The organism is Variovorax endophyticus (assembly GCF_025376855.1).
Lineage (GTDB): Bacteria > Pseudomonadota > Gammaproteobacteria > Burkholderiales > Burkholderiaceae_C > Variovorax.
On record NZ_JAHUTH010000016.1, the window covers coordinates 97319 to 121116 of the forward strand.

Genomic DNA, 23798 nt, shown 5'->3' on the forward strand with positions numbered 1-23798 from the left:
GAAGCGGCTCAGTTCTTCGTGCGGCCCAGCAGTGCGTAAAGAATGATGGCGCCGAAGGTGGCGGTGCCGATGCCGCCGAGCGCGAAGTCGCCGAACTTCAGCGTGAAGTCGCCGGTGCCGATGATCAGCGTGATCGCCGCCACGATCAGGTTCTTGTTCTGCGAGAAGTCGACCTTGTTGTCGACCCAGATCTTGGCGCCCGCCACCGCGATCAGGCCGAACACCACGATGCTCACGCCGCCCATCACCGGCAGCGGGATGGCCTGGATCAGCGCGCCGAACTTGGGGCTGAAGCCCAGCACCAGCGCGATCACCGCCGCCACCACGAACACCGCCGTCGAGTAGATGCGGGTGGCGGCCATCACGCCGATGTTCTCGGCATAGGTGGTCACGCCGGTGCCGCCGGCCGCGCCGCTGACCACCGTGGCGATGCCGTCGCCGATGAAGGCGCGGCCCATGTAGCCGTCGAGGTTGCGCCCGGTCATGGCCGTCACCGCCTTCAGGTGGCCCAGGTTCTCGGCCACCAGGATGATCGCCACCGGGGCGATCAGCAGCATCGCGTTGGCCGTGAACACCGGCGCGGTGAAGGCCGGTGCGCCGAACCAGGCCGCGGCGGCGATGCCGCCGAGGTCCACCGGCTTGCCCAGGCCCATGCCGTTGGTCAGCACGGCATAGACGACGGTGGCCAGGATCAGCCCCACCAGGATCAGCAGCCGCTGCACCATGCCGCGCGTGAACACCGCCACCAGGCCCACGCAGAGGAAGGTCAGCGCCTGCATCCAGGCGTCGAAGTTGCCGGCCGCCATGTTCTTGATCGGCACGTTCGCGAGGTTGAGCCCGATCACCGCCACCACCGCGCCGGTCACCACCGGCGGCATGAAGCGCTCGATCCAGCCCGTGCCCACGGCCTGCACGATCGCGCCGATCAGGATGTAGACCACGCCGCAGGCCACGATGCCGCCCAGCGCCACCGCGATGTTGGCGTTGGGCCCCTTGCCGGCGTAGCCGCTGGCCGCGATCACCACGCCGATGAAGGCGAAGCTCGAGCCCAGGTAGCTGGGCACCTTGCCGCCGGTGATCAGGAAGAAGATCAGCGTGCCGATCCCGCTCATCAGGATCGCGATGTTGGGGCTGAAGCCCATCAGGATCGGTGCCAGCACGGTGGCGCCGAACATCGCGATCACGTGCTGCACGCCCATGAAACCGGTCTGGACCCAGGGCAGGCGTTCGTCGGGCGCGACCACGCGCCCCTCGGTGGCGGCGACTTCGCGCCAGGTGAATGGATTGCTCATGGCTTGTCTCCTCGTGTCGTGGTCCAGGCTTGTAGGCTGCCGGTCGTGCTCAGCCCTTGGGCTGGAGCACCGCCATTGTGATGCGCGAAACGCAGGTCAGCTCGCCCGTCTCGTTGGTCAGGTCGATCTGCCAGACCTGGGTGCTGCGCCCGCGGTGCACCGGGCGGGCCGTGCCGATCACCCAGCCGCTCGAGGCCGAGCGGATGTGGTTGGCGTTGATGTCCAGGCCCACGGCGCGGTCGCCCTCGGGCGCCGAATAGTGGGCGCCGCACGAGCCCAGCGTCTCGGCCAGCACCACCGACACGCCGCCGTGCAGGATGCCGTAGGGCTGGCGCGTGCGGTTGTCGACCGGGCAACGTGCGCGGATGAAGTCGTCGCCGACCTCGAGGAATTCGATGCCCAGGTGTTCCACGGTGGTGCCGACGTGGCTTTGGGTCAGGGCTTCGACCGAGATGTCTTTCTTCCAGATGCGCATGGCGTGCTCGTCTTTCGTCTTGGTGTGCTTCGAAAAGGGTGGCGGAAACTAGGGCCTGTTAACTCTATAGAAGGGGTCGCGAAGCTTGCCATAGCCCGCCCATCAAGGCGCGCGACGACGCGTGTGCGTCCGCACACGCTAGGAGCGCAACGCCGAGGGGCGGGCTTTGGCGAGCTTCCCTCCGGGTTGCCCCGCAAAGGGGCCGTCTGCGGCGTTGCCCGCGCTTGCAAGGCGGACGCCTTGCTGCGCGCGGGCGCCTTGCATCCAGCCCCTTGGCGAAGCAGCGCGACCCCTTCTATAGAGTTAACAGGCCCTGGCGACGGCGGCTGACATCGGTAGTCGCCCAGGCGTGCTACGTTGGGCCCATGAAATCCCCCTCCCGGCGCGTCCGGTTCTGGCTCGCCGGCTCGGCCCTGGTGCTGCTGGCGGGCGCCCTCGCGCTGTGGGGGGCGGCGCGCTGGCTGCTGCCCAGCGATGCCGAGGTGTCGCAGCGCATCGCCGAGGGCTTCGAGAAGCACTACGGCATCGGCCTCAGGATCGGCGGCGCCCATTGGTCGCTGCTGCCGATGCCGGTGCTGGTGCTGACCGACGTCGCCACCGACCAGCCGCGCCCGGTCACCGTGCACCGCATCGCGCTGCGGCTGCAGCTCGCGCCGCTGTGGAAGCGCGTGGTCGCGGCCGACTCGCTCGAGGTCGAGGGCGCGGTGCTGCCGGGCGAGGCGATCCGGGCCTTCCGCGGCCGCGCGCCCGAGACCATCGAGAAAGGCCGGATCGCCCTGCCCGCGCCTTGGACGCTGGCCGAGACGCCGCTCGAGCGGCTGCGCTGGCGCGACGTGCGCTGGATCGACCGGCGCGACATCGAGCTCGCCTACGACGGCCAGATCGACTTCGACCCCGGCTGGCGCCCGCGCCATGCGCTGGCCGAGCGCGCGGGTGCCTCGCCGCCGGCCCGGCTGCGGCTGGACCGCGAGGGCCGCAACGACCGCTGGCAGACCCGCATCGACGTGGCGGGCGGCAGCTGGAACGGCGTCAGCCGCTTCGAGTCGCTGGACAACGGCCGCCTGCGCGTGTCGGCCGAGCTCGTGCCGCGCGATGTCGACATCGAGGCGCTGGTCCAGACCTTCGGGCGCCGCACCTTCGTCGCCGGCAAGCTGCACGGCCAGACCACGCTGACGGCCGAGGCCGACAAGGCCGGCGCCCTGATGCGCGGCCTGCGCACGCGCACCGTGTTCTCGGTCAGCCCGGCCACCCTGACCAAGCTCGACCTCGCCAAGGCCGTGAGCACCGCCGGCATCAGCCGCGGCGGGCGCACCGTGCTCGACGAGCTCAGCGGCACGCTCGACACCGAGGCCACGCCCGACGGCACCGTGCTGCGCTACACCGGCCTCAAGGCGCGCTCGGGCGTGCTCACCGCCAGCGGCAACGTGCGGCTGTTCAACCGGCGCATCCAGGGCGATGCCGCGGTCGACATCGTCGACGGCGTGGTCGGCGTGCCGCTCAAGATCGGCGGCACCATGAGCGATCCCGAGCTCTCGCTGACCGGCGGCGCGCTCGCGGGCGCGGCCGTCGGCAGCGCGGTGCTGCCGGGCGTGGGCACCGCGATCGGCGCGCGCGTGGGGCAGCAGGTGGAGCGGCTGTTCGGGCTCGACGAGCCGCCCGGCTCGAAGAAGAAACCGAAACCCTAGCCGATCGCCTTCAGCACCGCCGGCACCGTCAGCACCGCCGTGTAGTAGCCCATGAACTGCACCCCGGTGTTGAAGCCGATGGCGCGCGACAGCAGCCCGCCGAGCAGGCCCATGGTGAGGATCACGAACAGCCCCAGCAGCTGCCCTTCCCAGACGCTGATCACCACGATCAGGCCGACGAAGGTGGCGATGATCGCCTCGTGGCTGACCTTGCGCGAGACGAACAGCGCCGCGCGGCGCGCGAAGTTCATGGTGAAGGGATAGGCCACCAGCGCCGCGAGGACCACCGCCAGCATGCCGTAGCCCAGGAACTCCCAGTGGCTCAGCAGGTTGTGCAGGTTGTGGGTCTGGCCGGTGGCGGCGTCGATGGTGAACACCGGCGGTGCGTTGAACAGCGGCGCGGCCGGCCCCGCGGCCACCGGGCTCAGCGGCAGGCCGATCGCGATCAGCGGGATCAGCGCCTCGGCCACGTAGGTGGCCTCGGTCACGCCGTTGCGCGCGGCCAGCGTGGTGGTGAGCCGGTGGTAGGCATGCTTGATGCGCGAGCCGACCAGCTCGCCGAGCACCACCGTCATCGCGACCGGGCTGAACACGAAGGTGGCGCTCGAAATGGTGGCGGTGGCCAGCGTCCACTTCACCTGGCCGCGGTCGAGCACCTTGAAGGGGTTCGGGAAGTAGCCGCTCCAGCCCTTCACGTCGGGCGCCAGCGAGAAGGTGCGCACCTTCTCGCGCGCCATGCGCGCCCTGGCCGTCGGCGACAGCACCGAGAACAGGTCGGCCACGAGCGGCCCGATCGCGATGCCGAGGAAGTAGCTGATGCTGAGCTTCACGCCGTACTTGGCGGTCAGCGACTGCAGCGCCACGATCACGATCACGAACGGCACCAGCGTCGCCACCGAGGCCCAGCGCCCGCTCGAGAACCAGGCGATGGCGACCGCCGCCACCACGAAGATCCACGGCGCCGCCTTGGTGATGGCCGCGCCGTAGGGCGCGAGCAGCACCGCGAACAGCACGGCCAGCGGCACCGCGACGAAGGCCGCGATGATCGCGCCCGACACCATCTTGCGCAGCGCGATGTGCGGCACGCCGAGGTTGCGCAGCATGTTGGCGTCCTGCAGCAGCGGCGTGGCCATGGTGTCGCCCGGAATGCCCAGCAGCGCGGTCGGCACCGCGTGCGTCATGTGCTTGGCCACCGCGGCCGCGAGGAAGAAGGTGAACACGCCCGCGGGCGGCACGCCCAGCAGCACCACCAGCAGGGTCAGCGGCGCGAGCGTGGTGGTCTCGTCGGTGCCCGACACGAGGCCGATGGCGGCGAACACCACGGCGCCCACGAGGCCCATGCCGGTGGCGACGAGGATCTGGTTCAGCAGTGCGGCGTCGATCACGAGGCGGCTCCTTCGGCGGCGGCGCGGGTGCGCGGGCGGTGGTTGGCGAACAGGTCGTGCAGGCCCAGCTCCTGGAGCTCGCGCAGCGCGGCGGGCGGCAGGTCGCTCATCGCGCCAAGTTCGCCGTGCTCGCCGGCCAGTTCGGCCAGCACCTCCTCGCGCCAGCGCGGATCGGCCGCGCCGCCTTCGACCACCTCGCGCTTGGGCGCGAACAGCAGCGCGCAGATCAGGCCCGCGATCACGCAGCCCGCGAGGCCCGCGAGCATCGCGTAGGCGCGCGCCAGCTCGGGCGAGCGCACGGCGCCCGCGAGCAGGCGGTTGGCCAGCAGGAAGCCGGCCAGGCTCACGGCGATGCCGATCGCGATCGCGCCCGCGAGATGGCGCAGGTCCGCCGTGTCGCCCCAGATTTCCACCAGGCGCCATCGCGCCTGCGTCGTGCCGTTCGGGTTCATTGCTTGTCTCCGTTCTTGCTGGTGTGACGGCACGCGCCCCGCGTGCCGCCGCGGTATCGGCCGCGGTCCGTGGTGCGGGACCTTCCCGCGATCCGTGAGATTCAGTTTTTGGCGCGCAGGGCTTCGAGCAGCGCCACCGCGCGATCGGTGCGCACGTCGTGCTCGGTGGCCATCTGTTTGGCGACCGCATCGATCTCGTCGCCCGTGGCACCTGCCACCAGCGCGATGTTTCGCGCATGCAGCGCCATGTGGCCGCGCTGGATGCCCTCGGTGGCGAGCGCGCGCAGCGCGCCGAGGTTCTGCGCCAGGCCCACGGCCACCGCCACCTCGCCGAGCTCCTGCGCCGACTGCACGCCGAGGATCCTGAGCGCCAGCCGCGCGAGCGGATGGGTCTTGGTGGCGCCGCCGACCAGCCCCACGGGCATCGGCATCTCGATGGTGCCGACCAGCGCGCCGCTCTTGTCCTTCTCCCAGGTGGTGAGCGAGCCGTAGCGGCCATGGCGGCAGGCATAGGCATGCGCGCCCGCCTCGACCGCGCGCCAGTCGTTGCCGGTGGCGACGATCACCGGGTCGATGCCGTTCATGATCCCCTTGTTGTGCGTGGCCGCGCGGTAGGGGTCGACGGCCGCGAAGGTGTAGGCGTCGAGCACGCCCTCGACGATCTCCTCGCCGCTGCGCTCCGCGGTCTTCAGCACCGCGGGAGTGAGCCGCACGCGGGCGCGCGCCAGCCGCAGGTCGGCCAGGTTCGAGAGGATGCGCAGCCGCACCGTGCCGCCCGTGAGCTGCTCGACCAGCGGCGACACCGCCTCGGCCATGGTGTTGACCGTGTTCGCGCCCATCGCGTCGCGCACGTCGACCACCAGGTGCAGCACCACCATCGCACCGCGCGGCGTGTCCTCGAACACCTGCACCTCGATGTCGCGGCAACCGCCGCCCAGGCCGATCAGCACCTTGTCGCGGCTGTTCGCCACCTCGAGGATGCGATCGCGCGCGCGCAGCAGCGCCAGCCGAGCGCCGTGCGGATCGCCCAGGCCCAGCAGCTGGACCTGCGCGCGCATCAGCGGCTCGCTGCTCGAGGCCTCGAAGCCGCCGCCCTCGCGCGCCAGCTTGGCCATGAAGGAGGCGGCGGCCACCACCGAGGGCTCCTCCACCGCCATCGGCACCAGGTACTCGCGGCCGTTGACCGTGAAGTTGCCGGCCACGCCCAGCGGCAGCTCGAAGGTGCCGATCACGTTCTCGACCATGCCGTTGGCGCGCTCGATGCCGAGCGCGCCGGGCGCGGCGAGCAGCGCCTTCTCCTCGGGCGTGAGCGCAGCGGCCTGCGCGATGTGATCGAGGCGCTGCGCGGGTGTCAGGGCTCGGAAATTGGGGAGGCGGGCGTCGGCGACCATCGTTCGTGCTTCGGTTCGTGCAAGGGGTGGATTCGGAAGCGTGCGAATCTAGGCCCGCTGTACCAGCCTCGGCAGGCACAGTTTCGCGGGACAGTCGGGACAGTGCGGCGCGTCCAGTGCCCGCTGTGTCACAGTCGCCGGTCATGAGCGCACTCTCTCGAAGCGGCCCGCGCGCCGCCCCCATCGCCGATTCGCTCGCCGAGGCCCTCGCGCGCCAGATCGCCAGCGGCGCCTACAAGGCCGGCGACAAGCTGCCCTCGCTGCGCGAGCTCGCGCAGCTGCACGGCTATGCCAAGAACACCGTGGTGGCGGCCTTCGAGAACCTGGTCTCGCGCGGCCTGGTCGAGCCGCGCCGGGGCTCGGGCTACTTCGTGCGCGCGCAGCCGAAGCCCGCGGGCGCGAAGCCGCCCGAGGACGATGCCGGCAGCCTGGGCCGCGCGATGGACATCGTGTGGCTGATGCGCGAGCAGCTCAAGACCGAACCCGACGCGGTGGCCGTGGGCGACGGCTTCCCGCCGGTCGAATGGCTGGCCGACGTGCGGCTGGACAAGTACCACCCGAAGGTGGTGCGCACGGGGCTCGGCGCGCTGTTCCGCTACGGCAGCCGCTTCGGCTATGGCCCGCTGCGCGAGCACCTGGTGCGCAAGCTGGCCGACTTCGGCATCGGCGCCGAGCCGCGGCAGATCGTGCTCACGCACGGCGCCAACGAGGCCATGGACATCGTCATCCGCTACTTCGTGCCGCCCGGCGGCAAGGTGCTGGTCGACGATCCCGGCTACTACCCGCTGTTCGGCAAGCTCAAGCTCGCGGGCGCGCAGATGCTCGCGGTGCCGCGGCTGGCCGACGGGCCCGACCTCGAGGTGCTCGAGCAGCTGCTGGTGGCCGAGCGGCCGCGCCTGTTCTTCACGCAGTCGCTGGCCCACAACCCGACCGGCTCCGACATCTCGCCGGCCAAGGCCTTCCGCGTGCTGCAGCTGGCGCAGAAGCACGACCTGCTGATCGTCGAGAACGACCCGCTGGCCGACTTCAAGCCCACCGCGCTGCCGCGCCTGGCGGCGCTCGACCAGCTCGAGCGCACCATCTACATCGGCAGCTTCTCCAAGTCCTTCTCGGCCGCGCTGCGCGTGGGCTTCGTCGCCTGCGGCGCCGACCTCGCGAGCGACCTCGCCGACCTCAAGGCGCTGATCCACGTGAGCAGTTCCGAATACGCCGAGCGCACGGTCGACGTGATCCTCAGCGAGGGCCACTACCAGCGCCACCTGAACCGGCTGCAGAACCGCCTGGGCGAGGCCACGCGCGAGGCACTGCGCTTCTTCGATGCGGTGGGCGCCGAGGTGTTCGCGCGCAGCCCGCAGTCGCTCTATGTCTGGGCCGCGCTGCCGGGCGTGGCCGACTCGCTGGCCTTCGCCAGGGAGCTGCTGCCGCGGCGCATCGTGATGGCGCCGGGCCGCATCTTCAGCGTCGACTCGACGCAGCTCTCGCGCTGGTCGCGCTTCAACGTCGGCGCCATGGCCGACCCGCGCTTCGCGAAGGCGATGCGCGCCACGCTCAAGCGCGTGGGCGGCTGATCAGCCCCGGTGGCGCTGGCGCAGCGCGCGCCGATTGAGCTTGCCGACCGCTGTCTTCGGAATCTCCTCGGCGAAGATCACGCGCTGCGGCTTCTTGTACGAGGCGAGCCGCCCGGCCACGTGCGCGATCAGCGCCGCCTCGTCGACGGCCTGGCCCGCGCGCGGCACCACCACCGCCGTGACCACCTCCACCCACTTCTCGTGCGGCAGGCCGATCACCGCGCATTCGCGCACCGCGGGGTGCGTCATCAGCGCATCCTCGACCTCGCGCGGGTAGACGTTGTAGCCGCCGCTGATGATCATGTCGGAGGTGCGGTCCTTCAGGTGCAGGAAGCCGCGCGCGTCGAACACGCCGACGTCGCGCGTGCGCACCCAGCCGCCCGCGACGAAGGTCTCGGCATTGAGCGCGGGTGCATCGTGGTAGCCCGCCACGGCCGAGGGCGCGCGCACCGCGATCTCGCCCGGCGTGCCGGCGGGTACCTCGTTGCCGGCCTCGTCGACCAGGCGCATCTCGACCTCGAGCGCGGGCTGGCCGCAGGCGCCCAGCAGTTCGTCGACATGGTCCTCGGGCCGCAGCACCGCGAGGCACAGCGGCACCTCGGTCTGGCCGTAGTACTGCCAGAAGCGGTGCCGGCCCCAGGCCGCCATCGCGCGCTGGATCACGCTGCGCGGCATCGGCGAGGCGCCGTAGATCACGTAGCGCAGCGCGCTCACGTCGGTGGCCGCCAGCTCCGGGTGCTCGAACAGCATCTGCAGCATGGTCGGCACCAGGTTGATCGCCGTGATGCGCTCGGCCTGCAGCGTGCGCAGGAACAGGCCCGGCTCGAAGCCCGGCAGGATCACGGTGCGGCCGCCGCGCAGCCAGAACGGCAGCACGAACACGCCGCTGGCATGGATCAGCGAGGCCGCGTGCAGCATCGCGTCCTCGGGCGTGGCGTTCAGCAGGTTCAGCAGCACGTTGCGGCAGATCGCCGCGTACGAGGCCTGCGTGTGCTGCGCGGCCTTCAGCGTGCCGGTGGTGCCCGAGGTGAAGAGCGTGAGCACCACGTCGTCGGGCGAAGGCTCGAAGTCGGGCGCCGTGGCGGGCAGCGTCGCCGCCCGCGCCAGCAGGTCGGGCGCGCCCTCGAGCGCCGCGCCGATGCCCAGGCAGGCCAGGCCCGGTGCCGCGTCGCGCAGCGCCGCCGCGCGCTCGGCCAGGTCGGGGCCGAACACCAGGTGGGTGCAGCCGGTGTCGGCCAGCATGCGCGCATGCTCGGCCAGCGAGAGCCGCGCATTGAGCGGCACGCGGTTGATGCCGGCCTTCACGCAGGCGAAGTCCAGCGGCACGCTGTGCAGGCCGTTGTTGAGCAGCAGCGCCACGCGCGTGCGCGGCGCCGCGCCGGCCGCGTGCAGCGCCTGCGCGAGCCGGCTGCTGAGCTGGTCGACCTCGGTGAAGCTCAGGCTGCGTTCGCCGAACACGATGGCGGTGCGCGGGCCGTGCTGCAGCGCGCCGCGGCGGATCAGTTCGAGGTAGGTGGTTTGGTGCAAGTCCGTGTCTCCTGTGTGTTCTTCGGGTGGGGGCGCGCTCAGCGCCCGAACTCGCCGTGCCGGCCCGCGCCGCCCGCGAAGCGCGCGGCGCCCGCCTCGCCCTCGGCCGCGACGATCGGCACGCCGCGCGCGCCCTCGCGGCGCAGCGCCTCGGCCAGCGGCAGGTCCCATTGCTCGAAGGCCGAGCGGCGGTCGGCCAGCATGCATTGCTGCGGGAAGGCGGCGATCTGGCGCGCCAGTTCCTGCGCCGCGGCCAGCGCGCCGCCGGGCGGCACGACGCGGTTCGCGAGGCCCATGGCCAGCGCCTCGGCCGCGCCCACGGGGCGGCCGGTCAGGATCATGTCGAGCGCGCGGCCCATGCCCACCAGCCGCGGCAGCCGCACCGTGCCGCCGTCGATCAGCGGCACGCCCCAGCGGCGGCAGAACACGCCGAACACCGCGTCCTCGTCGGCCACGCGCAGGTCGGCCAGCAGCGCCAGCTCGAGCCCGCCGGCCACCGCGTAGCCGTTGATCGCGGCGATCAGCGGCTTGGACAGCGCCATGCGCGTGGGCCCCATCGGGCCGCTGCCGCCGCCCGCGGGGTCGAGCTCGTTGCGCCGCGCGGGGTCGCCGACGGCAGTGAGGTCGGCGCCGGCGCAGAAGTGGCCGCCCGCGCCGGTCAGCACCGCCACGCGCAGGGCGTCGTCGGCCTCGAAGCGCTCGAAGGCCGCGCGCAGCTCGGCGGCCACCGCGCCGTCGACCGCGTTGCGCCGAGCAGGCCGGTCGATGGTGACGGTCAGGATGGCGCCATCGGATTCGGCGCGTACACAGGGGGTTTGTTCGGATGCCATGGACGGGCTCCTTCGGACACAAAATTACGGAATGGATCGGTCCCGGTCATCGTAGGAAACATTTCATCATTTCGCAAACATGGACAAGATATGTAATGTCTCCGTCAGCCTGCCGAGCGCGCCCGACCTGATCCTCGACCTGCTGGTGGCCGACGGCGGCACGCTGAGTTCGCAGGCGCTGTGCCGCGCGGGCGCGTTGCTGGGCATCGGCGAGACCACGATGCGCGTGGGCCTCACGCGGCTCGCGGCCGAGGGCAAGATCGCGCGCGGCGAGCGCGGCAACTACCGGCTCGAGCGCGAGGGCCCGGCGCTGTCGCGCGCGGTCGACGGCTGGCTGCACAAGCAGGCGCAGGCCGTCGGCTGGCGCGGCGACTGGCTGGCCGTGCACGACGCCGGCGTGGCGCGCGCCGACAAGACCGCCTGGCGCCGCCACGGCCTCGCGCTCTCGCTGCGCGGCTTCGCGCCGCTGCGGCCCGGCCTGCAGATCCGGCCCGACAACCTCGCGGGCGGCCTCGAGGCCGAGCGCCGCAAGCTCAAGGAACTGGGGCTCTCGCCGGGCGCGCCGGTGTTCCGGCTCGCCGACCTCGACGAGGTGGCGCAGGCGAGCGCGCGCCGGCTGTGGGACGTGCGCGCGCTGGCCGCGCAATGCCGCCGCCTGCAGGCCGGCCTCGAGCGCAGCGAGCAGCGGCTGCGCACGCGGCCGCTCGAAACGGCGGTGCGCGAGTCGCTGCTGCTGGGCCGCGCGGTCATCGCGCACCTGATCCGCGACCCGCTGCTGCCGGCCGAGCTGATGCCACCCGAGCCGCGCGCCGAGCTGCTCGCGGTCACGCGCCGCTACCAGGACACGGCGCGGCAGCTGTGGCGGCAGTGGCTGGCGCTGTCTTGAGGATCGGGATCGGACAGCCGAACGCAGAAGGAAGACCAAAGCGCGCAGAGGTCGCAGAAGGAGAACTCCAAAATTTGGCTGTTCCTTCTGCGACCTCTGCGAAACCTTCGCGCCCTCTGCGTTCGGCTGTCCGATCCCGTTTCAGCTCAACCGCACCACCTGCGCATCTCCCGCAACGCGCGCATGCAGCCGCTGCACCTCGGCCGCGCGCCGCACCAACACCGCGCGCTGGTTGATGTAGCCCTTGTCGGTGATCTCGCCCGCATCGAGGCTCGGCGGCTCGCTCAGCACCAGCGCGCAGGCCGGGCATTGCGAGGAGCCCGCGCCCTCCGCGCGCAAGGTGCGCAGCACGCCCGCGATGCGCTCGGCCATCGCCTCGGGCGCGAGCGCCGCGCCCTGCGGGCTCGCGAACACCAGCATGCCGATCTCGTCGCGGTCGTGGCCCGTGAGCACCACGTCCTGCGCATGCGGCGCCAGCAGCGACACCAGCTTCACGCGCAGCGTGCCCACCGAGACCCAGGTGCCGGTCGAGAGCTTGAAGTCCTCGGCCACGCGGCCGTTGAAGATCACGCCGCGCACCGGATCGGCGGGGTCGGCCAGGAAGCCCGCGTCGCCGAGCCGGTAGTAGCCCTCTTCGTCGAAGGCCTGCGCGGTCTCGCGCGGCGCGCCACGGTAGCCGGGGAACACCGACACGCCCTTCACGCGCATTTCGAGCTTCTCGCCGTTGGGCACGAACTTCAGCTCCAGCCCCGGCAGCGGCGCGCCGATGCAGCCCGCGCCGTCGAGCTTCCAGTGCGCCGAGGTGATCGCGGGCGAGGTCTCGGTGGCGCCCCAGGAGGTGGTGAGCCACAGCGGCCGGTCGGGCCGCACGCGCCGCGCCACCGCCTCGAGCCGCTGCCAGGTCGAGGGCGCGAGCGCCGCGGCCGCGTAGAAGGCCAGCCGCAGGCGCGAGAACACTTCGGTGGCGAGCGCGTCGTCGGCCTCGAGGAAGGGCAGCAGCATGTCGTAGCCGCGCGGCACGTTGAACAGCAGCGTGGGCTTGACCTCGCGCAGGTTGCGCACCGTCTTCTCGATCAGTCCCGGCGCGGGCCGGCCCTCGTCGATGTAGAGCGCGCCGCCGTTCGCCAGCACCATGTTCAGGTCGTGGTTGGCGCCGAAGGTGTGGCTCCAGGGCAGCCAGTCGACCAGCACCGGCTTCTCGTGCGCGAGGAAGCGCCAGGTCTGGGCCATCATCTGCTGGTTGGCGCACAGCATGCGGTGGGTGTTGATCACCACCTTGGGCTTGCCGGTCGAGCCCGAGGTCAGCAGGTACTTGGCATGGGTGTCGGGCAGCACCGCCTCGAAGGCCTGCATCACGGCGGGCGTCTCGACGCTGGCGAGCAGTTGCGCGAAGGCCAGCGCGCCGGGGTGCGCGTCGGCGTTGCGGCTGAACACCGCGACCGCCTCCACGCCGCTGCCCGCGAGCGCGGCGCCGTAGGCCCTGGCGTCCGATGCATAGACCAGCCCCGGCCGCAGCGCGCGCAGCATCTCGTGCAGCCGCGAGGGATCCTTGGCCATGCGCGAATAGGCGCTCGACAGCGAGCAGGCCGCACGGCCGATGTGCATCGTGGCCAGCATCAGCACCGCGTGGTCGATCGCGTTGTCCGACAGGATCACGACCGGCGCGTCGGCCGGCAGGTCGAGGTCGAGCAGGCCCTGCGCCACCGCGCCGACGGCCTGGCGCAGCGCGCGGTAGTCGAGCCGGCGCCAGTCCGCGCCGCTGTCGTCGCGCTCGGCGAAGGCCAGCGCATCGGGCGTCTCGCGCGCCCAGCGCTCGATCCATTCGCCGATGCAGCGCGCATAGGGCTTCAGCGCCTGCGGCGAGCGCAGCGCGAAGGAGCCGTCGTCGAAGTCGATGCGCACCGTGCGGGGCGGGGCGATCAGGCTGTCGTCCTGGAGGAAGTCGGTCATGGTCAATCGAGTGTGCCGGTGCCGGCCTTGGCGCGAATCAGGTTCAACAGCAGGGTGTCGCGCGCGGCCTCGAGCTCGGCCGTGCGGCGCGCGCCCAGTTCCTGCGCCACGCCCTCGCTCACCTGCGCTTTCAGCGCCGGCGTCATCGACGGCGCGCCCAGGTCCCGCCACCAGTCCTCGATCGGCCCGCCGAGGTGCGCGAGCACGTGCGCGATGCCGCCCGCGCCGCCCGACAGGTGCAGGTTCATGAACGGTCCCATCACGGCCCAGCGCAGGCCCGGGCCGTGTGCGATCGCGGTGTCGATGTCGGCCACCGAGGCCACGCCCTGCTCGACCAGGTGGAAGGCCTCGCGCCACAGCGCGGCCTGCAGCCGGTTCGCGATGTGGCCCTTGACCTCGCGCTTCACGTGGATCGGCCGCTTGCCGATGGCCGCGTAGAAGGCCAGGGTGCGCTCGATGGCGTCGGCCGAGGTGAGCTCGCCGCCGATCACCTCCACCAGCGGGATCAGGTGCGGCGGGTTGAACGGATGGCCCAGCACCACGCGGCCCGGATGCGCGCAGCCCGACTGCACGCCGCTGATCGCGAGGCCCGAGGAGCTCGAGGCCAGGATCGCGTCTGGCGGCGCGGCCGCGTCCATGCGGCGGAACAGCTCGATCTTGAAGTCCATGCGCTCGGGGCCGTTCTCCTGCACGAAGTCGGCCACGGAGACCGCGTCTTCCAGGCTGTCGTGGAAGCGCAGCCGGTCGACCGAAGCGCCCGCGGCCAGCCCGAAGCGCTCGAGCGTGGGCCAGTGCTGCGCCACCGCCTGGCGCAGTCTTTCTTCGGCGCCCGGCGAGGGATCGGTCGCGTTGACGTCGAGGCCCTGCGCGAGGAAGTAGGCGGTCCAGCTCGCGCCGATCACGCCGGTGCCGACCACCGCGACGCGCCGTACGCCGTGCGCCGCGCTCATGACTTCCACCGCGCGCAGCGGCTCTCGGCCTTGGTCGTCCAGGCGGCCTCGCCGCGGATCGCTTCCACCACCTTGTAGTAGTCCCAGGGCTCCTTCGATTCCTCGGGCGACTTCACCTGCATCAGGTGCATGTCGTGCACCATCAGGCCGTCGTCGCGCAGCCAGCCGCCCTTGACGAACATGTCGTCGAACTTCGTCTTGCGCAGCTGCGCCATCACCTTGTCGGCATCGTCGCTGCCCGCGGCCTTCACGGCCTGCAGGTACTGCAGCGCGGCCGAGTAGTCGCCGGCATGGAAGGAGGAGGGCATGCGCTTGTGCTTGTCGAAGAAGCGGCGCGCCCAGGCGCGGGCCTCGGGGCTCTGGTTCCAGTACCAGCTGTCGGTCAGGTACATGCCCTGCGAGGCCTTCAGGCCCAGTGCATGCACGTCGTTGATGGTGATGATCATGCCCGCCAGCTTCATGTTCTTGCCGATGCCGAACTCGGCCGCCGACTTGATCGCGTTGACCGTGTCGCCGCCCGCGTTGGCCAGCGCCAGCACCTGCGCCTTCGAGCTCTGCGCCTGCAGCATGAAGGACGAGAAGTCGCTCGCGCCCAGCGGGTGCTTGACCGAGCCCGCCACCGTGCCGCCGTTCGCCAGCACCGTCTTGGTCGCGTCGTTCTGCAGCGCGGCGCCGAAGGCATAGTCGGCCGCCACGAAGTACCAGCTCTTGCCGCCGGCCTTGACCACCGCGCTCGCGGTGCCGCGCGCCATCGCCACCGTGTCGTAGGCGTAGTGCACCGTGTAGGGCGAGCAGTACTCGTTGGTGAGGCTCGACGCGCCCGAGCCCACCACGAAGTAGGGCTTCTTCTTGTCCGCCGCCACGCCGGCCATGGCGATGGCCGCGCCCGAGTTGACGCCGCCGATCAGCATGTCGACCTTCTGCACGTCGAACCATTCGCGCGCCTTGGCGGCGGCGATGTCGGGCTTGTTCTGGTGGTCGGCCGTCACCAGCTCGATCTTCTTGCCGCCGATGGCGCCGCCCATGTCGGCGATCGCCATGCGGATGGCCTCGGCGCCGGCCGGGCCGTCGTAGTCGCGGTACAGGCCCGACATGTCGCTGATGAAGCCGATGCGGATCGTGTCGTCGGACACCTGGGCCGATGCGCTTGCGGAAAAGGCGGCGCCGAGCGCGAGGGCCAGGGCGGTGCGGGAAAGCTTCATTCGATCTGTCTCCGTTCGTTGTTCTGGCGGGTGCGGGTTCAGCCGAGCGCGAACTCGGGCCGCGGCGTGCCCACGCGCGGCAGGCCCATGAGCTGGCGCGCCTCGGCGGGCGTCGCCACTTCCATGTCGAGCTCGCGGATCACGCGCACGATGCGCTCGGTGAGCTGCACGTTGGTGGCCAGCTCGCCCTGGCGGAAGTAGAGGTTGTCCTCCAGGCCGACGCGCGCATGGCCGCCCAGCAGCAGCGCCGCCACGTTGGCCTCGAGCTGCGAGGTGCCGATGCCGCTGACGCCGAAGATGCTGCCCTTGGGCAGCGTGTCGACCATCATCTGCAGGAAGCGCGGCGAGTAGGGCATCGCGTTCTGGAAGTTGCGGTGCACGTTCATCACCAGGTTGATGAAGTAGGGCTCGTCGTCGTGGCCCTCGCCGATCAGCGTGGTCGCGTCCTGCAGGATGTGCGTGGGGCTGAACACCTCCCACTCGGGCTTGATGCCGCGCGCCTTCATGCCGGCGGCGAGCTCGCGCCCGCGCGTGATCGGCGTGTCCATCAGGATCTGCCTGCCCTCGAAGCTGAGGTTCAGCGTGGTGGCGTCGAGCGTGCACATCTCGGCGCCCGCGTCCATGCCCTTGATGCGTTCCTCCCACGCGATCTCCCAGCGGTCGCCCGCCAGCGGCTTGACCATGTCGCCGTGCACGCCGCCACCGGTGGAGTTGTTGAGCACGATGTCGCAGCCGCCCGCGCGGATCCGGCTGTTGATCTCGCGGTAGACCCCGGCGTCGCAGGTCGCGCCGTCGTCGGGGCGGCGCGCATGGATCGCCGCCACGCTGGCGCCGGCGTTCCAGCAGCGCAGCACGTCGGCCGCGATCTCGGCGGGCTGCGTGGGGAGGTGAGGGTTCTGGGACTTGTGCGCCATGCCGCCGGTGGGGGCGATGGTCACGATCACTTTGCGCTTCGACATGGCGGGGTTCCTGGAGTCCTTCGTGGAGCGCGCCATTATTTTTGGCGCGGGCAGCGCACTCAGTCATCGCGACGACATTCGGGGGCAGGGTTTACGCGGCGTGCAGAGGCTACAGTCGCCCCTGTCGTTCGCATTCATCCACAACAAGGAGCGCTCATGAAACTGTCATCGCTGGTCCTCGCGGCCGCCGCGGTCCTGGCGTCGGGCCAGGCCTTCGCGCAGGGCGGTCCCGAGGCGGGCTGCGCCGCCAAGCGCGAGGCGATCTCGCGCGATATCGAAGCCGCCAAGGCCGAGGGCCAGGACCACCGCGTGCGCGGCCTCGAACGCGCGCTGGCCGAGGTGCGGCGCAACTGCAGCGATGCCAGGCTGGCCGCGCGCCATCAGGAGCGCATCCGCGGCGAGGAGCGCAAGGTCGCGCAGCGCGAACGCGAGCTGGCCGAGGCGCGCCGCAAGGGCGATCGCGACAAGATCGCGCGCCGCGAGGACAAGCTGCGCGAAGCCCAGGCCGAGCTGCAGCGCGTCAAGGACCTGCCCTGAGCCTCGAGAGAAGATGCCCGCTGCCCGGCCTGTTCCTCCCCCCGCCTCGCTGACCCTGGCTCAACTGCTGCAGGGCTCGGCCTGGTTTCCGCAACTCGGCGTGGCCGCCGGCGAGCGCGTGCTCGAGGAGATGCGCGAGGTCGAGGTGGCGACCGGCGCCGCGCTGTGCCGCTGCGGCGACACCCCGCTGCACTGGTACGGCACCATCGACGGCCTGCTCAAGTGGTGCGTGAGCTCGCCCGACGGGCGCTCGGTCACCCTGGGCGGCCTGTCGACCGGCAGCTGGTTCGGCGAAGGCACGCTGCTGCGCGGCGTGCCCCGCACCGCGGACATCATCGCGCTGCGCCCCAGCCGGGTGGCGCTGATGCCGCTGGAGACCTTCGACTGGCTGCGCGCCACGCACCGCAGCTTCGACGACTTCCTGCTGCGCCAGATCAACGAGCGCATGCACTGGTTCCTCGGCAACTTCGCCGCCCACCACCTGCTGGACACCGACAGCCAGGTCGCGCGCGCGCTCGTTGGCCTGTTCCACGAGTGGCTGCATCCGGGCAGCGATCCGCACCTGGAGGTGTCGCAGGAGGAGATCGCCAACCTCTCGGGCCTGTCGCGCCAGCGCTGCAACGCGGCGTTGCGGCGGCTGGCATCGGCCGGACTGCTGCGCATCGAGTACGGCGGCATCACCGTGACCGATCTGGACGGCCTGCGCCGCCGCATCGACGGCTGAGCGCCTCGCGCCTCAGCGCCGGTGGTGCGAGGGCGCGAGCTCGTACACCGGCGTGTCGAGCCCTTCGGCGCGCGCCTTGAGCTGCAGCGCGAGGAACTGCGAGTAGTGGCGCGACTGGTGCAGGTTGCCGCCGTGGATCCAGAGGTTCGGCACCTGCGTCGGCTTCCACATGTTGCGCAGCTCGCCTTCCCACGGGCCCGGATCCTTCGGCGTGTCGGAGCCCAGGCCCCAGCACTTGCCGACCCGGTCGGCGACCTCGGGCGAGATCAGGTCGGCCAGCCAGCCGTTCATCGAGCCGTAGCCGGTGGCATAGACCAGCAGGTCGGCCGGCAGCTCGCTGCCGTCGGTCAGCGTCACCGAGCGTTCGTTCACGCGCTCGATGTTCACGCCGCTCCTGAGCTTCACGCTGCCGTTGGCCACCAGCTCCGAGGCGCCCACGTCGATGTAGTAGCCCGAGCCGCGCCGCAGGTACTTCATGAACAGGCCCGAGCCGTCGGCGCCGAAGTCGAGCATGAAGCCCGCTTTCTCCAGCCGCGCATAGAGGTCGGCATCGCGCTTCTTCATCTCGTCGTAGACCGGGATGTGGAAGGTGTGCATCACCTGGTAGGGCACCGAGGCGAAGATCAGGTCGGCCTTGTGGTGGTCGATGCCGCTCTTCACCGCCTGCTCCGAATACAGGCCGCCGAGCGCCAGTTCCATCAGTGAGTCGGAGGGCGCGATGTGGGTCGACGAGCGCTGGATCATCGTCACGTCGGCGCCGTGCTCCCACAGCGCCGCGCAGATGTCGTGCGCCGAGTTGTTCGAGCCCAGCACCACGCACTTCTTGCCCGCGTAGGCCTCGGGCCCGGGGTGCTTGCTCGAATGGTGCTGGTCGCCCTGGAAGTTCTCGGCGCCCGCGAGCACGGGCACGTTCGGATAGCCCGACACGCCGAGCGCGAACACCAGCTGCTTCGGCCGCAGCACCACCTCCTTGCCCTCGCGCTCCACGCGCACTTCCCAGCGCTGCGTGGCCTCGTCGAAGCGCGCCTTCTTCGCCGTGGTCGAGCTCCAGTAGTTGAGCTCCATCACCTTGGTGTACATCTCGAGCCAGTCGCCGACCTTGTCCTTGGGCGCGAACACCGGCCAGTCGTCGGGGAACGGCATGTAGGGCAGGTGGTCGTACCAGACCGGGTCGTGCAGGCACAGCGACTTGTAGCGGTTGCGCCAGGAGTCGCCCGCGCGCGCGTTGCGCTCGATGATGATCGTGGGCACCCCGAGCCGGCGCAGCCGCGCGCCGAGCGCGATCCCGCCCTGGCCGCCGCCCACGATGACCACCTCGGGCTGCTCGGTGTAGCCCAGCGTGCGGGCTTCCTCCTCGCGCTTCTCGAGCCAGCTCTGGCGTCCCTTGTGCACGCCGTGCTCCGCGCCCTTGATGCGGTTCGCGCCGGTCTTCTCCTCGAAGCCCTTGAGCTCGGTCATGGTGGTCAGCAAGGTCCAGGCCTTGCCGCCGCGCAGCCGCAGGTGGCCGCGGCCGCGCGCCACCCGGGTCTCGAAAGTGAACCAGGCCTCGGTCACGCCGTCGGCCTCGCTGGCCTCGCCCTCGAGCGCGAAGTTCGAGGGCTGCGTGTCGGCCAGCCGCGCCGCCAGCATCGCGCGGATCGCGCCCGCGCCTTCCTGCGTGCGGATGTTCCAGGTGAAGGCCACGAGGTCGCGCCAGAAGCCCTCGGCCTCGAACAGCGCGACCGTGGCCTCGACGTCGTTGCGCGCGAGCGCGGCGCCGAAGTCGGCCAGCCAGGTGGCGGCAGCCCGCGTGGGGGCGGCGGTGGATGCGGTCATCGAATGTCTCCGTGTATGAATGGATGAGAACGAACGCTGCGCCGCGGACGGCGCGGGTTGCGTGGCGCAGCTTTCGTGCCGCATGGCGGCGCACGGTGAATCAGGGACTTGGCGGGGGTTTTGTCGCGGGCGTGATGCGTTGTCTCACTGGCTGCGAAACAGGGTGAGACAGCCGTGCGACGGTGGCGGCCTATCGCGCGGCCGGCCTCGTCAGCGCGCGGTCCGCGGGCGCGGTGGCAGCGTTGCGGGCTTGCCGCTGGCCGGCGTCGGCGCCAGCACGTCGTCATAGGCCTGCAACTGCCACACCGCGCGCGGCGTGCGCACCGTGTAGCGCTCGCGGTATTCCGACGGGCTCATGCCGGCGATGCGCTTGAAGGTGCGCCGGAAGGTCGAGACGTCCGCGTAGCCCGAGGCGTCGGCGATCTCGTGCATCGAGCGCCAGGTGGCCTCGAGCCACATGCGCGCGCGCTTCACGCGCAGCTCGTGCAGGAACTGGATCGGCGAACGCTCGATGTGGCGCGCGAACAGCCGCACCAGCGTGCGTTCGCTGACCGCCGCGGCCGAGGCCATCTCGGCCACCGTCAGCGGCCGGCCCGCGTTGGCCTCGATGAAGGCAATGGCGCGGTGCAGCGGCGCATCGCGCGAGGTGCCCACCACCTGCTCGGGGATGTCGAGCACCAGGTGCTGGCGTTCGGGGTTGGCGAGGAACTTGTCGCGGCAGGCCGCGGCGAGGTCCGACAGGCCGACGCCGTCGAGCAGCTTGAGCACCATCGCATGCATCAGGTCGGGCGTGGCCGCCAGCACCATGTGCGGGCCGAGCGTCAGCGGCGTCTCGCTGTGGATCGGCGTGTCGGGGAAGTCGTGCGCGAAGCCCGACTGGTAGAGCCACGACAGCGGCACCGGCTGGTGCGCGAGCAGCCCCGCGCGCCCGGCCAGCCACAGGCCGGTGCCGCAGGCACCGATCCAGTCGCCGGCCGCGTGGCGGCTCGCGAGCTGCGCACAGAGCGCGGCGTTCTGCGCCACCAGCCGGCGCAGGCCCGGGATGGTCACCATCATCAGCGGCGGCACCACCGCGAGCGCGGTGGCGGGCGCGCGGCGCGAGCGCTTCGCCTCCTCGTCCGACTGGAACGCGAGGCGCCGCATCGCATGCGGTCCGCCGTCGGGCCCGAGCAGCCGCCAGGCCACCGGCGCGTCGATGCGCCGCCCCGCGCGCGCACGCGCCAGCGAGTTCGCCTCGCGCAGGATGTCGATGGCACCGAAGACGCTGCCGGGCAGGCCGCCATGCGGCAGGTAGAGGTCGAAGCGGATCATGGGCTTGGCGGATTGTGTACCCCGAGTGGCCGAAAAGGTCCTGTGCCGCGCGGGACCGCGTTTGTAGCATCCGCTCCCACGTCAACCACAGCCGGAGTTCGAGATGAGCCTGACATGGATCGCGCGCCGCCTGGCCATCGGCCTCGCGGTGCTTCCCCTGGTCGCGGGTGCGCAGGCCTGGCCCGCCAGGCCGGTGAACTGGGTCGTGCCCTATCCCGCGGGCGGCCCGGCCGACGTGATCGCCCGCGCCATCGCGCCGCGCATGGCCCGCGAGCTGGGCCAGCCGGTGCTGGTGGAGAACCTCGGCGGCGTGGGCGGCGCGCTGGCGGCGCAGAAGGTGCTGAACGCGCCGGCCGACGGCTACACGGTGCTGCAGGGCTCGCCCAACGAAGTCATCCTCGCGCCGCTCGCGCGCGCCGCGGTGAAGCTCAGGCTCGAGTACTTCGTGCTGGTCTCGCCGGCCACCAACAACCCGCTGGTGCTGGTGACGCGCAAGGCGCTCGCGGCCGACGACCTCGATGCCTTCGCGGCGCTCGCGCGCTCTTCCGCCGCGCAGCCGCTGACCTACGGCAGCGTGGGCGTGGGCTCGATGTTCCACCTCGCGGCCGAGGACCTGGCCGCGCGCATGGATGCGAGGGTCATGCACGTGCCCTACAGCGGCGGCGCGCCGCTGATCCAGGACCTGGGCGGCGCCAACCTCGACTTCGCGCTGATGCCCTTCACCACCGGCTACCTGGGACTGGCCGAGACCGGCCGGCTCAAAATCCTCGCGGTCGCCTCGAAGCAGCGCCTCGCGCAGATGAAGAACGTGCCGACCTTCGCGGAAAGCCGCGTCGCCGCCGGTTTCGAGGCCGGCGCCTGGGCCGGGCCGATGGTGCGCAGGGGCACGCCCGAGGCCGTGGTCGAGCGCCTGCACAAGGCGCTGCAGGCGAGCCTGGCCGACCCGCAGGTGCGCACGACCCTCGAGGCCTCGGGCTCGCAGGTGTCCGAGCGCATGAGCCTGGCCGAGGCCACGCGCTTCCTGGCCGCGGAAGCCGAGCGCTACCGCACGCTCGCGCGCCGCATCGGCGTGCGGCCCGAATGACCATGACGCAAGGGACATCGGCATGAGCTTCGTGCATTCCGGCGGCGTCGACATTTACTACGAGCGCACGGGCCAGGGGCCGGCGCTGCTGTTCTGCCACGGCGCGGGATCGAATGCCGCGACCTGGTGGCAGCAGATTCCCGCGTTCTCGCAGCGCTTCACCTGCATCGCGTTCGACGCGCGCTGCTTCGGCCGTTCGCTCGCGCCGCTCGAGGCCTTCGGGCACGAGGCCCTGGTGGCCGACGCGCTCGCGGTGCTCGATGCCGAGGGCATCGACAGCGCCGCGCTGGTGTGCCAGTCGCTCGGCGGCATGACCGGCGCGCGGCTCGCGCTGCGCCATCCCGAGCGGGTGTGGGCCTTCGCCTGCTGCGACTCGCCGCTGGCGATCGACCATCCGCGGATGCTGGCCAACGTCGCGGCCTTCCTCGGCGAGGTGGCGGCGACCGAGCTCGAGGACCGCGCGCTGAGCCCGGCCTTCGTGCGCGAGCGGCCCGCGATGGCCTGGCTGTACCGGCAGATCAACCAGTTCAATCCCGCGGTGCACGGCGCCGCGGCCGGCCGCGGCGGCCCGGGGTGGGGCGAGCGCCTCGCATCGCTGTTCGCACCGGGGCAGCTGCTCGCGCTCGACGACCTGCGCCACCTGCGCTGCCCGACGCTGTTCGTGGTCGGGGCCGAGGACCGCGTGGTCACGCCCGCGGTGGTGCGCGACATCGCGCGCCAGGTCGAGGGCAGCCGCGTGGCCGAGATCGCGGCCGCGGGGCACTCGCCGTACTTCGAACAGGCGCAGAACTTCAACGCCGCGGTGCTGGCCTTTCTCGTCGACGCCTGGGCCGGCGCGCGCCAGGGTTTTCCAACTGCAGGAGCTTGAGATGCGATTCGAGAACGCTTCCTTCCTCGGGCGTCGCGCGATGCTCGCCATGGGCCTGTCGGCCGTCGGCGGCGTCGGCGCGGCCGATGTGCCCGCACCCGCACCGGCCGTGGGTCGCATCGACGGCGAGCCGCCCTCGGTCGGCGACCTGCGCGCGATGGCGCTCGCCAACTACGGGCACTTCAGCACCATGCGCATCCGCCGGCGCAGCGTGCAGGGCCTGGACTTCCAGCTGGCCCGGCTGGACCGCAGCACGCGGCTTTTGTTCGGCAGCGAGCTCGAGGGCGAGCGGGTGCGCCGGCTGGTGCGCGAGGCCGTGCCCGACGACGACCGGACCTGGCTGGTGCGCATCAACGTCTTCCCGCGCGTGGCGGGCTTCGCCGATCTCACCAGGCCGATGCCCGCCGGCGTGTTCGTCACCCGGTCGCCGCTCGCGGCCGAGGCGCCGCCGCCACGCGCCGTGCGCTCGGTGCAGCACGAGCGCGTGCTGCCCGAGGTCAAGCACGTCGGCACCTTCGGCCTGTTCCACCACCGCAAGCTCGCGCAGGCGGCGGGTTTCGACGACGCGCTGTTCCTCGACGCGCGGCGCAGCATCTCGGAGGGAAGCACGTGGAACGTCGGCTTCTACGACGGGCGCCGGGTGGTGCTGCCGACCGCGCCCGCGCTGCCCGGCGGTGCGATCCACCTGCTGCGGCTGGGCATGCGCTCGCATGGCATTCCCTTCGTCGAGCGCGACATCCGCATCGACGAGATCAAGGATTTCGAGCTGGCTTTCTGGACCAACGTGCCCGACACCGTGCGGCCGCTGCGGCGCATCGATGCGACCGAGTTCCCGGTGACGCATCCGCTGCACGAGCGCCTGAAGGCCTGCTACGAATCGAACGCATGGACCGCGCTGTAGCGGTGT

The 23798-nt window shown here is 71.5% G+C and carries 21 protein-coding genes; 8 read left to right on the forward strand and 13 right to left on the reverse strand.

Going from position 1 to position 23798, the window contains the following annotated elements:
- Window positions 1–8: 8 nt before the first annotated feature.
- Window positions 9–1292 carry a solute carrier family 23 protein gene (locus tag KV106_RS21350; protein WP_261212169.1) on the reverse strand — a complete coding sequence of 428 codons (1284 nt, stop codon included), beginning with the start codon at window positions 1290–1292 and terminating at the stop codon, window positions 9–11.
- Window positions 1293–1341: 49 nt separating this feature from the next.
- Window positions 1342–1767, reverse strand: a complete 426-nt coding sequence (locus KV106_RS21355) for a hotdog fold thioesterase (RefSeq protein WP_057591786.1) — start codon at window positions 1765–1767, stop codon at window positions 1342–1344.
- Window positions 1768–2132: 365 nt separating this feature from the next.
- Here KV106_RS21355 and KV106_RS21360 point away from each other — a divergent pair, with 365 nt between their 5' ends.
- Window positions 2133–3452 (forward strand): AsmA family protein, encoded by a 1320-nt coding sequence (locus KV106_RS21360; RefSeq protein ID WP_261212171.1) that lies wholly within the window; start codon window positions 2133–2135, stop codon window positions 3450–3452.
- On the opposite strand, the gene KV106_RS21365 is transcribed toward KV106_RS21360, so the two are convergent.
- The 3 genes from KV106_RS21365 to KV106_RS21375 all read right to left on the reverse strand — a co-directional run bounded on the left by KV106_RS21365 (window position 3449) and on the right by KV106_RS21375 (window position 6680).
- Window positions 3449–4837, reverse strand: a complete 1389-nt coding sequence (locus KV106_RS21365) for a tripartite tricarboxylate transporter permease (RefSeq protein ID WP_261212173.1) — start codon at window positions 4835–4837, stop codon at window positions 3449–3451. The genes KV106_RS21360 and KV106_RS21365 overlap by 4 nt on opposite strands.
- On the reverse strand, window positions 4834–5289 hold the full coding sequence (locus KV106_RS21370; RefSeq protein ID WP_057591784.1) for a hypothetical protein: 456 nt from the start codon (window positions 5287–5289) through the stop codon (window positions 4834–4836). Before KV106_RS21370 ends, KV106_RS21365 begins: the two co-directional genes overlap by 4 nt.
- Before the next feature lie 101 nt (window positions 5290–5390).
- Entirely contained in the window at window positions 5391–6680 is a 1290-nt protein-coding gene (locus KV106_RS21375; protein WP_261212175.1) for a hydroxymethylglutaryl-CoA reductase, degradative, read from the reverse strand.
- A gap of 143 nt (window positions 6681–6823) precedes the next feature.
- Here KV106_RS21375 and KV106_RS21380 point away from each other — a divergent pair, with 143 nt between their 5' ends.
- Complete coding sequence (locus KV106_RS21380) at window positions 6824–8248, forward strand: aminotransferase-like domain-containing protein (RefSeq protein WP_261212177.1); 1425 nt, start codon at window positions 6824–6826, stop codon at window positions 8246–8248.
- Here the strand turns inward: KV106_RS21380 and KV106_RS21385 are convergent, their stop codons facing one another.
- Window positions 8249–9775 (reverse strand): class I adenylate-forming enzyme family protein, encoded by a 1527-nt coding sequence (locus tag KV106_RS21385; protein WP_261212179.1) that lies wholly within the window; start codon window positions 9773–9775, stop codon window positions 8249–8251.
- Between the two features lie 38 nt (window positions 9776–9813).
- On the reverse strand, window positions 9814–10605 hold the full coding sequence (locus KV106_RS21390; protein WP_261212181.1) for a crotonase/enoyl-CoA hydratase family protein: 792 nt from the start codon (window positions 10603–10605) through the stop codon (window positions 9814–9816).
- A 79-nt stretch (window positions 10606–10684) separates the two neighbouring features.
- Between KV106_RS21390 and KV106_RS21395 the strand changes: the two genes are divergently transcribed.
- A complete protein-coding gene (locus tag KV106_RS21395) occupies window positions 10685–11491 on the forward strand; it encodes a PaaX family transcriptional regulator (RefSeq protein WP_261212182.1) in 807 nt (268 codons plus the stop codon).
- A 141-nt stretch (window positions 11492–11632) separates the two neighbouring features.
- On the opposite strand, the gene KV106_RS21400 is transcribed toward KV106_RS21395, so the two are convergent.
- Genes KV106_RS21400 through KV106_RS21415 form a run of 4 tightly spaced genes read right to left on the reverse strand, consistent with a single transcriptional unit; the run spans window position 11633 to window position 16552 of the window.
- Complete coding sequence (locus KV106_RS21400; RefSeq protein WP_261212184.1) at window positions 11633–13441, reverse strand: feruloyl-CoA synthase; 1809 nt, start codon at window positions 13439–13441, stop codon at window positions 11633–11635.
- A 2-nt stretch (window positions 13442–13443) separates the two neighbouring features.
- Window positions 13444–14391: a 3-hydroxyacyl-CoA dehydrogenase NAD-binding domain-containing protein gene (locus KV106_RS21405; RefSeq protein WP_261212186.1), complete on the reverse strand. Its 948-nt coding sequence runs from the start codon at window positions 14389–14391 to the stop codon at window positions 13444–13446.
- Entirely contained in the window at window positions 14388–15593 is a 1206-nt protein-coding gene (locus tag KV106_RS21410; RefSeq protein ID WP_261212187.1) for an ABC transporter substrate-binding protein, read from the reverse strand. Before KV106_RS21410 ends, KV106_RS21405 begins: the two co-directional genes overlap by 4 nt.
- Window positions 15594–15631: 38 nt before the next feature.
- Complete coding sequence (locus tag KV106_RS21415; RefSeq protein WP_093343704.1) at window positions 15632–16552, reverse strand: beta-keto acid cleavage family enzyme; 921 nt, start codon at window positions 16550–16552, stop codon at window positions 15632–15634.
- Between the two features lie 156 nt (window positions 16553–16708).
- Here KV106_RS21415 and KV106_RS21420 point away from each other — a divergent pair, with 156 nt between their 5' ends.
- Window positions 16709–17089, forward strand: coding sequence for a DUF1090 domain-containing protein (locus tag KV106_RS21420; protein ID WP_057595324.1), 381 nt, complete (start codon window positions 16709–16711; stop codon window positions 17087–17089).
- A 13-nt stretch (window positions 17090–17102) separates the two neighbouring features.
- Complete coding sequence (locus KV106_RS21425) at window positions 17103–17813, forward strand: Crp/Fnr family transcriptional regulator (protein WP_093343707.1); 711 nt, start codon at window positions 17103–17105, stop codon at window positions 17811–17813.
- A 12-nt stretch (window positions 17814–17825) separates the two neighbouring features.
- Here KV106_RS21425 and KV106_RS21430 read toward each other — a convergent pair whose 3' ends face one another.
- A complete protein-coding gene (locus tag KV106_RS21430; RefSeq protein ID WP_261212190.1) occupies window positions 17826–19628 on the reverse strand; it encodes an NAD(P)/FAD-dependent oxidoreductase in 1803 nt (600 codons plus the stop codon).
- A 210-nt stretch (window positions 19629–19838) separates the two neighbouring features.
- A complete protein-coding gene (locus tag KV106_RS21435) occupies window positions 19839–20939 on the reverse strand; it encodes a GlxA family transcriptional regulator (RefSeq protein ID WP_261212192.1) in 1101 nt (366 codons plus the stop codon).
- 103 nt (window positions 20940–21042) lie between these two features.
- Between KV106_RS21435 and KV106_RS21440 the strand changes: the two genes are divergently transcribed.
- Genes KV106_RS21440 through KV106_RS21450 form a run of 3 tightly spaced genes read left to right on the forward strand, consistent with a single transcriptional unit; the run spans window position 21043 to window position 23792 of the window.
- Window positions 21043–22023, forward strand: coding sequence for a tripartite tricarboxylate transporter substrate binding protein (locus KV106_RS21440; RefSeq protein WP_261212194.1), 981 nt, complete (start codon window positions 21043–21045; stop codon window positions 22021–22023).
- 22 nt (window positions 22024–22045) lie between these two features.
- The gene (locus KV106_RS21445; RefSeq protein ID WP_261212196.1) at window positions 22046–22891 is read left to right on the forward strand and encodes an alpha/beta fold hydrolase; all 846 of its coding nucleotides are present in this window, start codon (window positions 22046–22048) and stop codon (window positions 22889–22891) included.
- 1 nt (window position 22892) lies between these two features.
- Entirely contained in the window at window positions 22893–23792 is a 900-nt protein-coding gene (locus tag KV106_RS21450; protein ID WP_261212198.1) for an aminotransferase class IV, read from the forward strand.
- The last annotated feature ends 6 nt before the right edge of the window (window positions 23793–23798 follow it).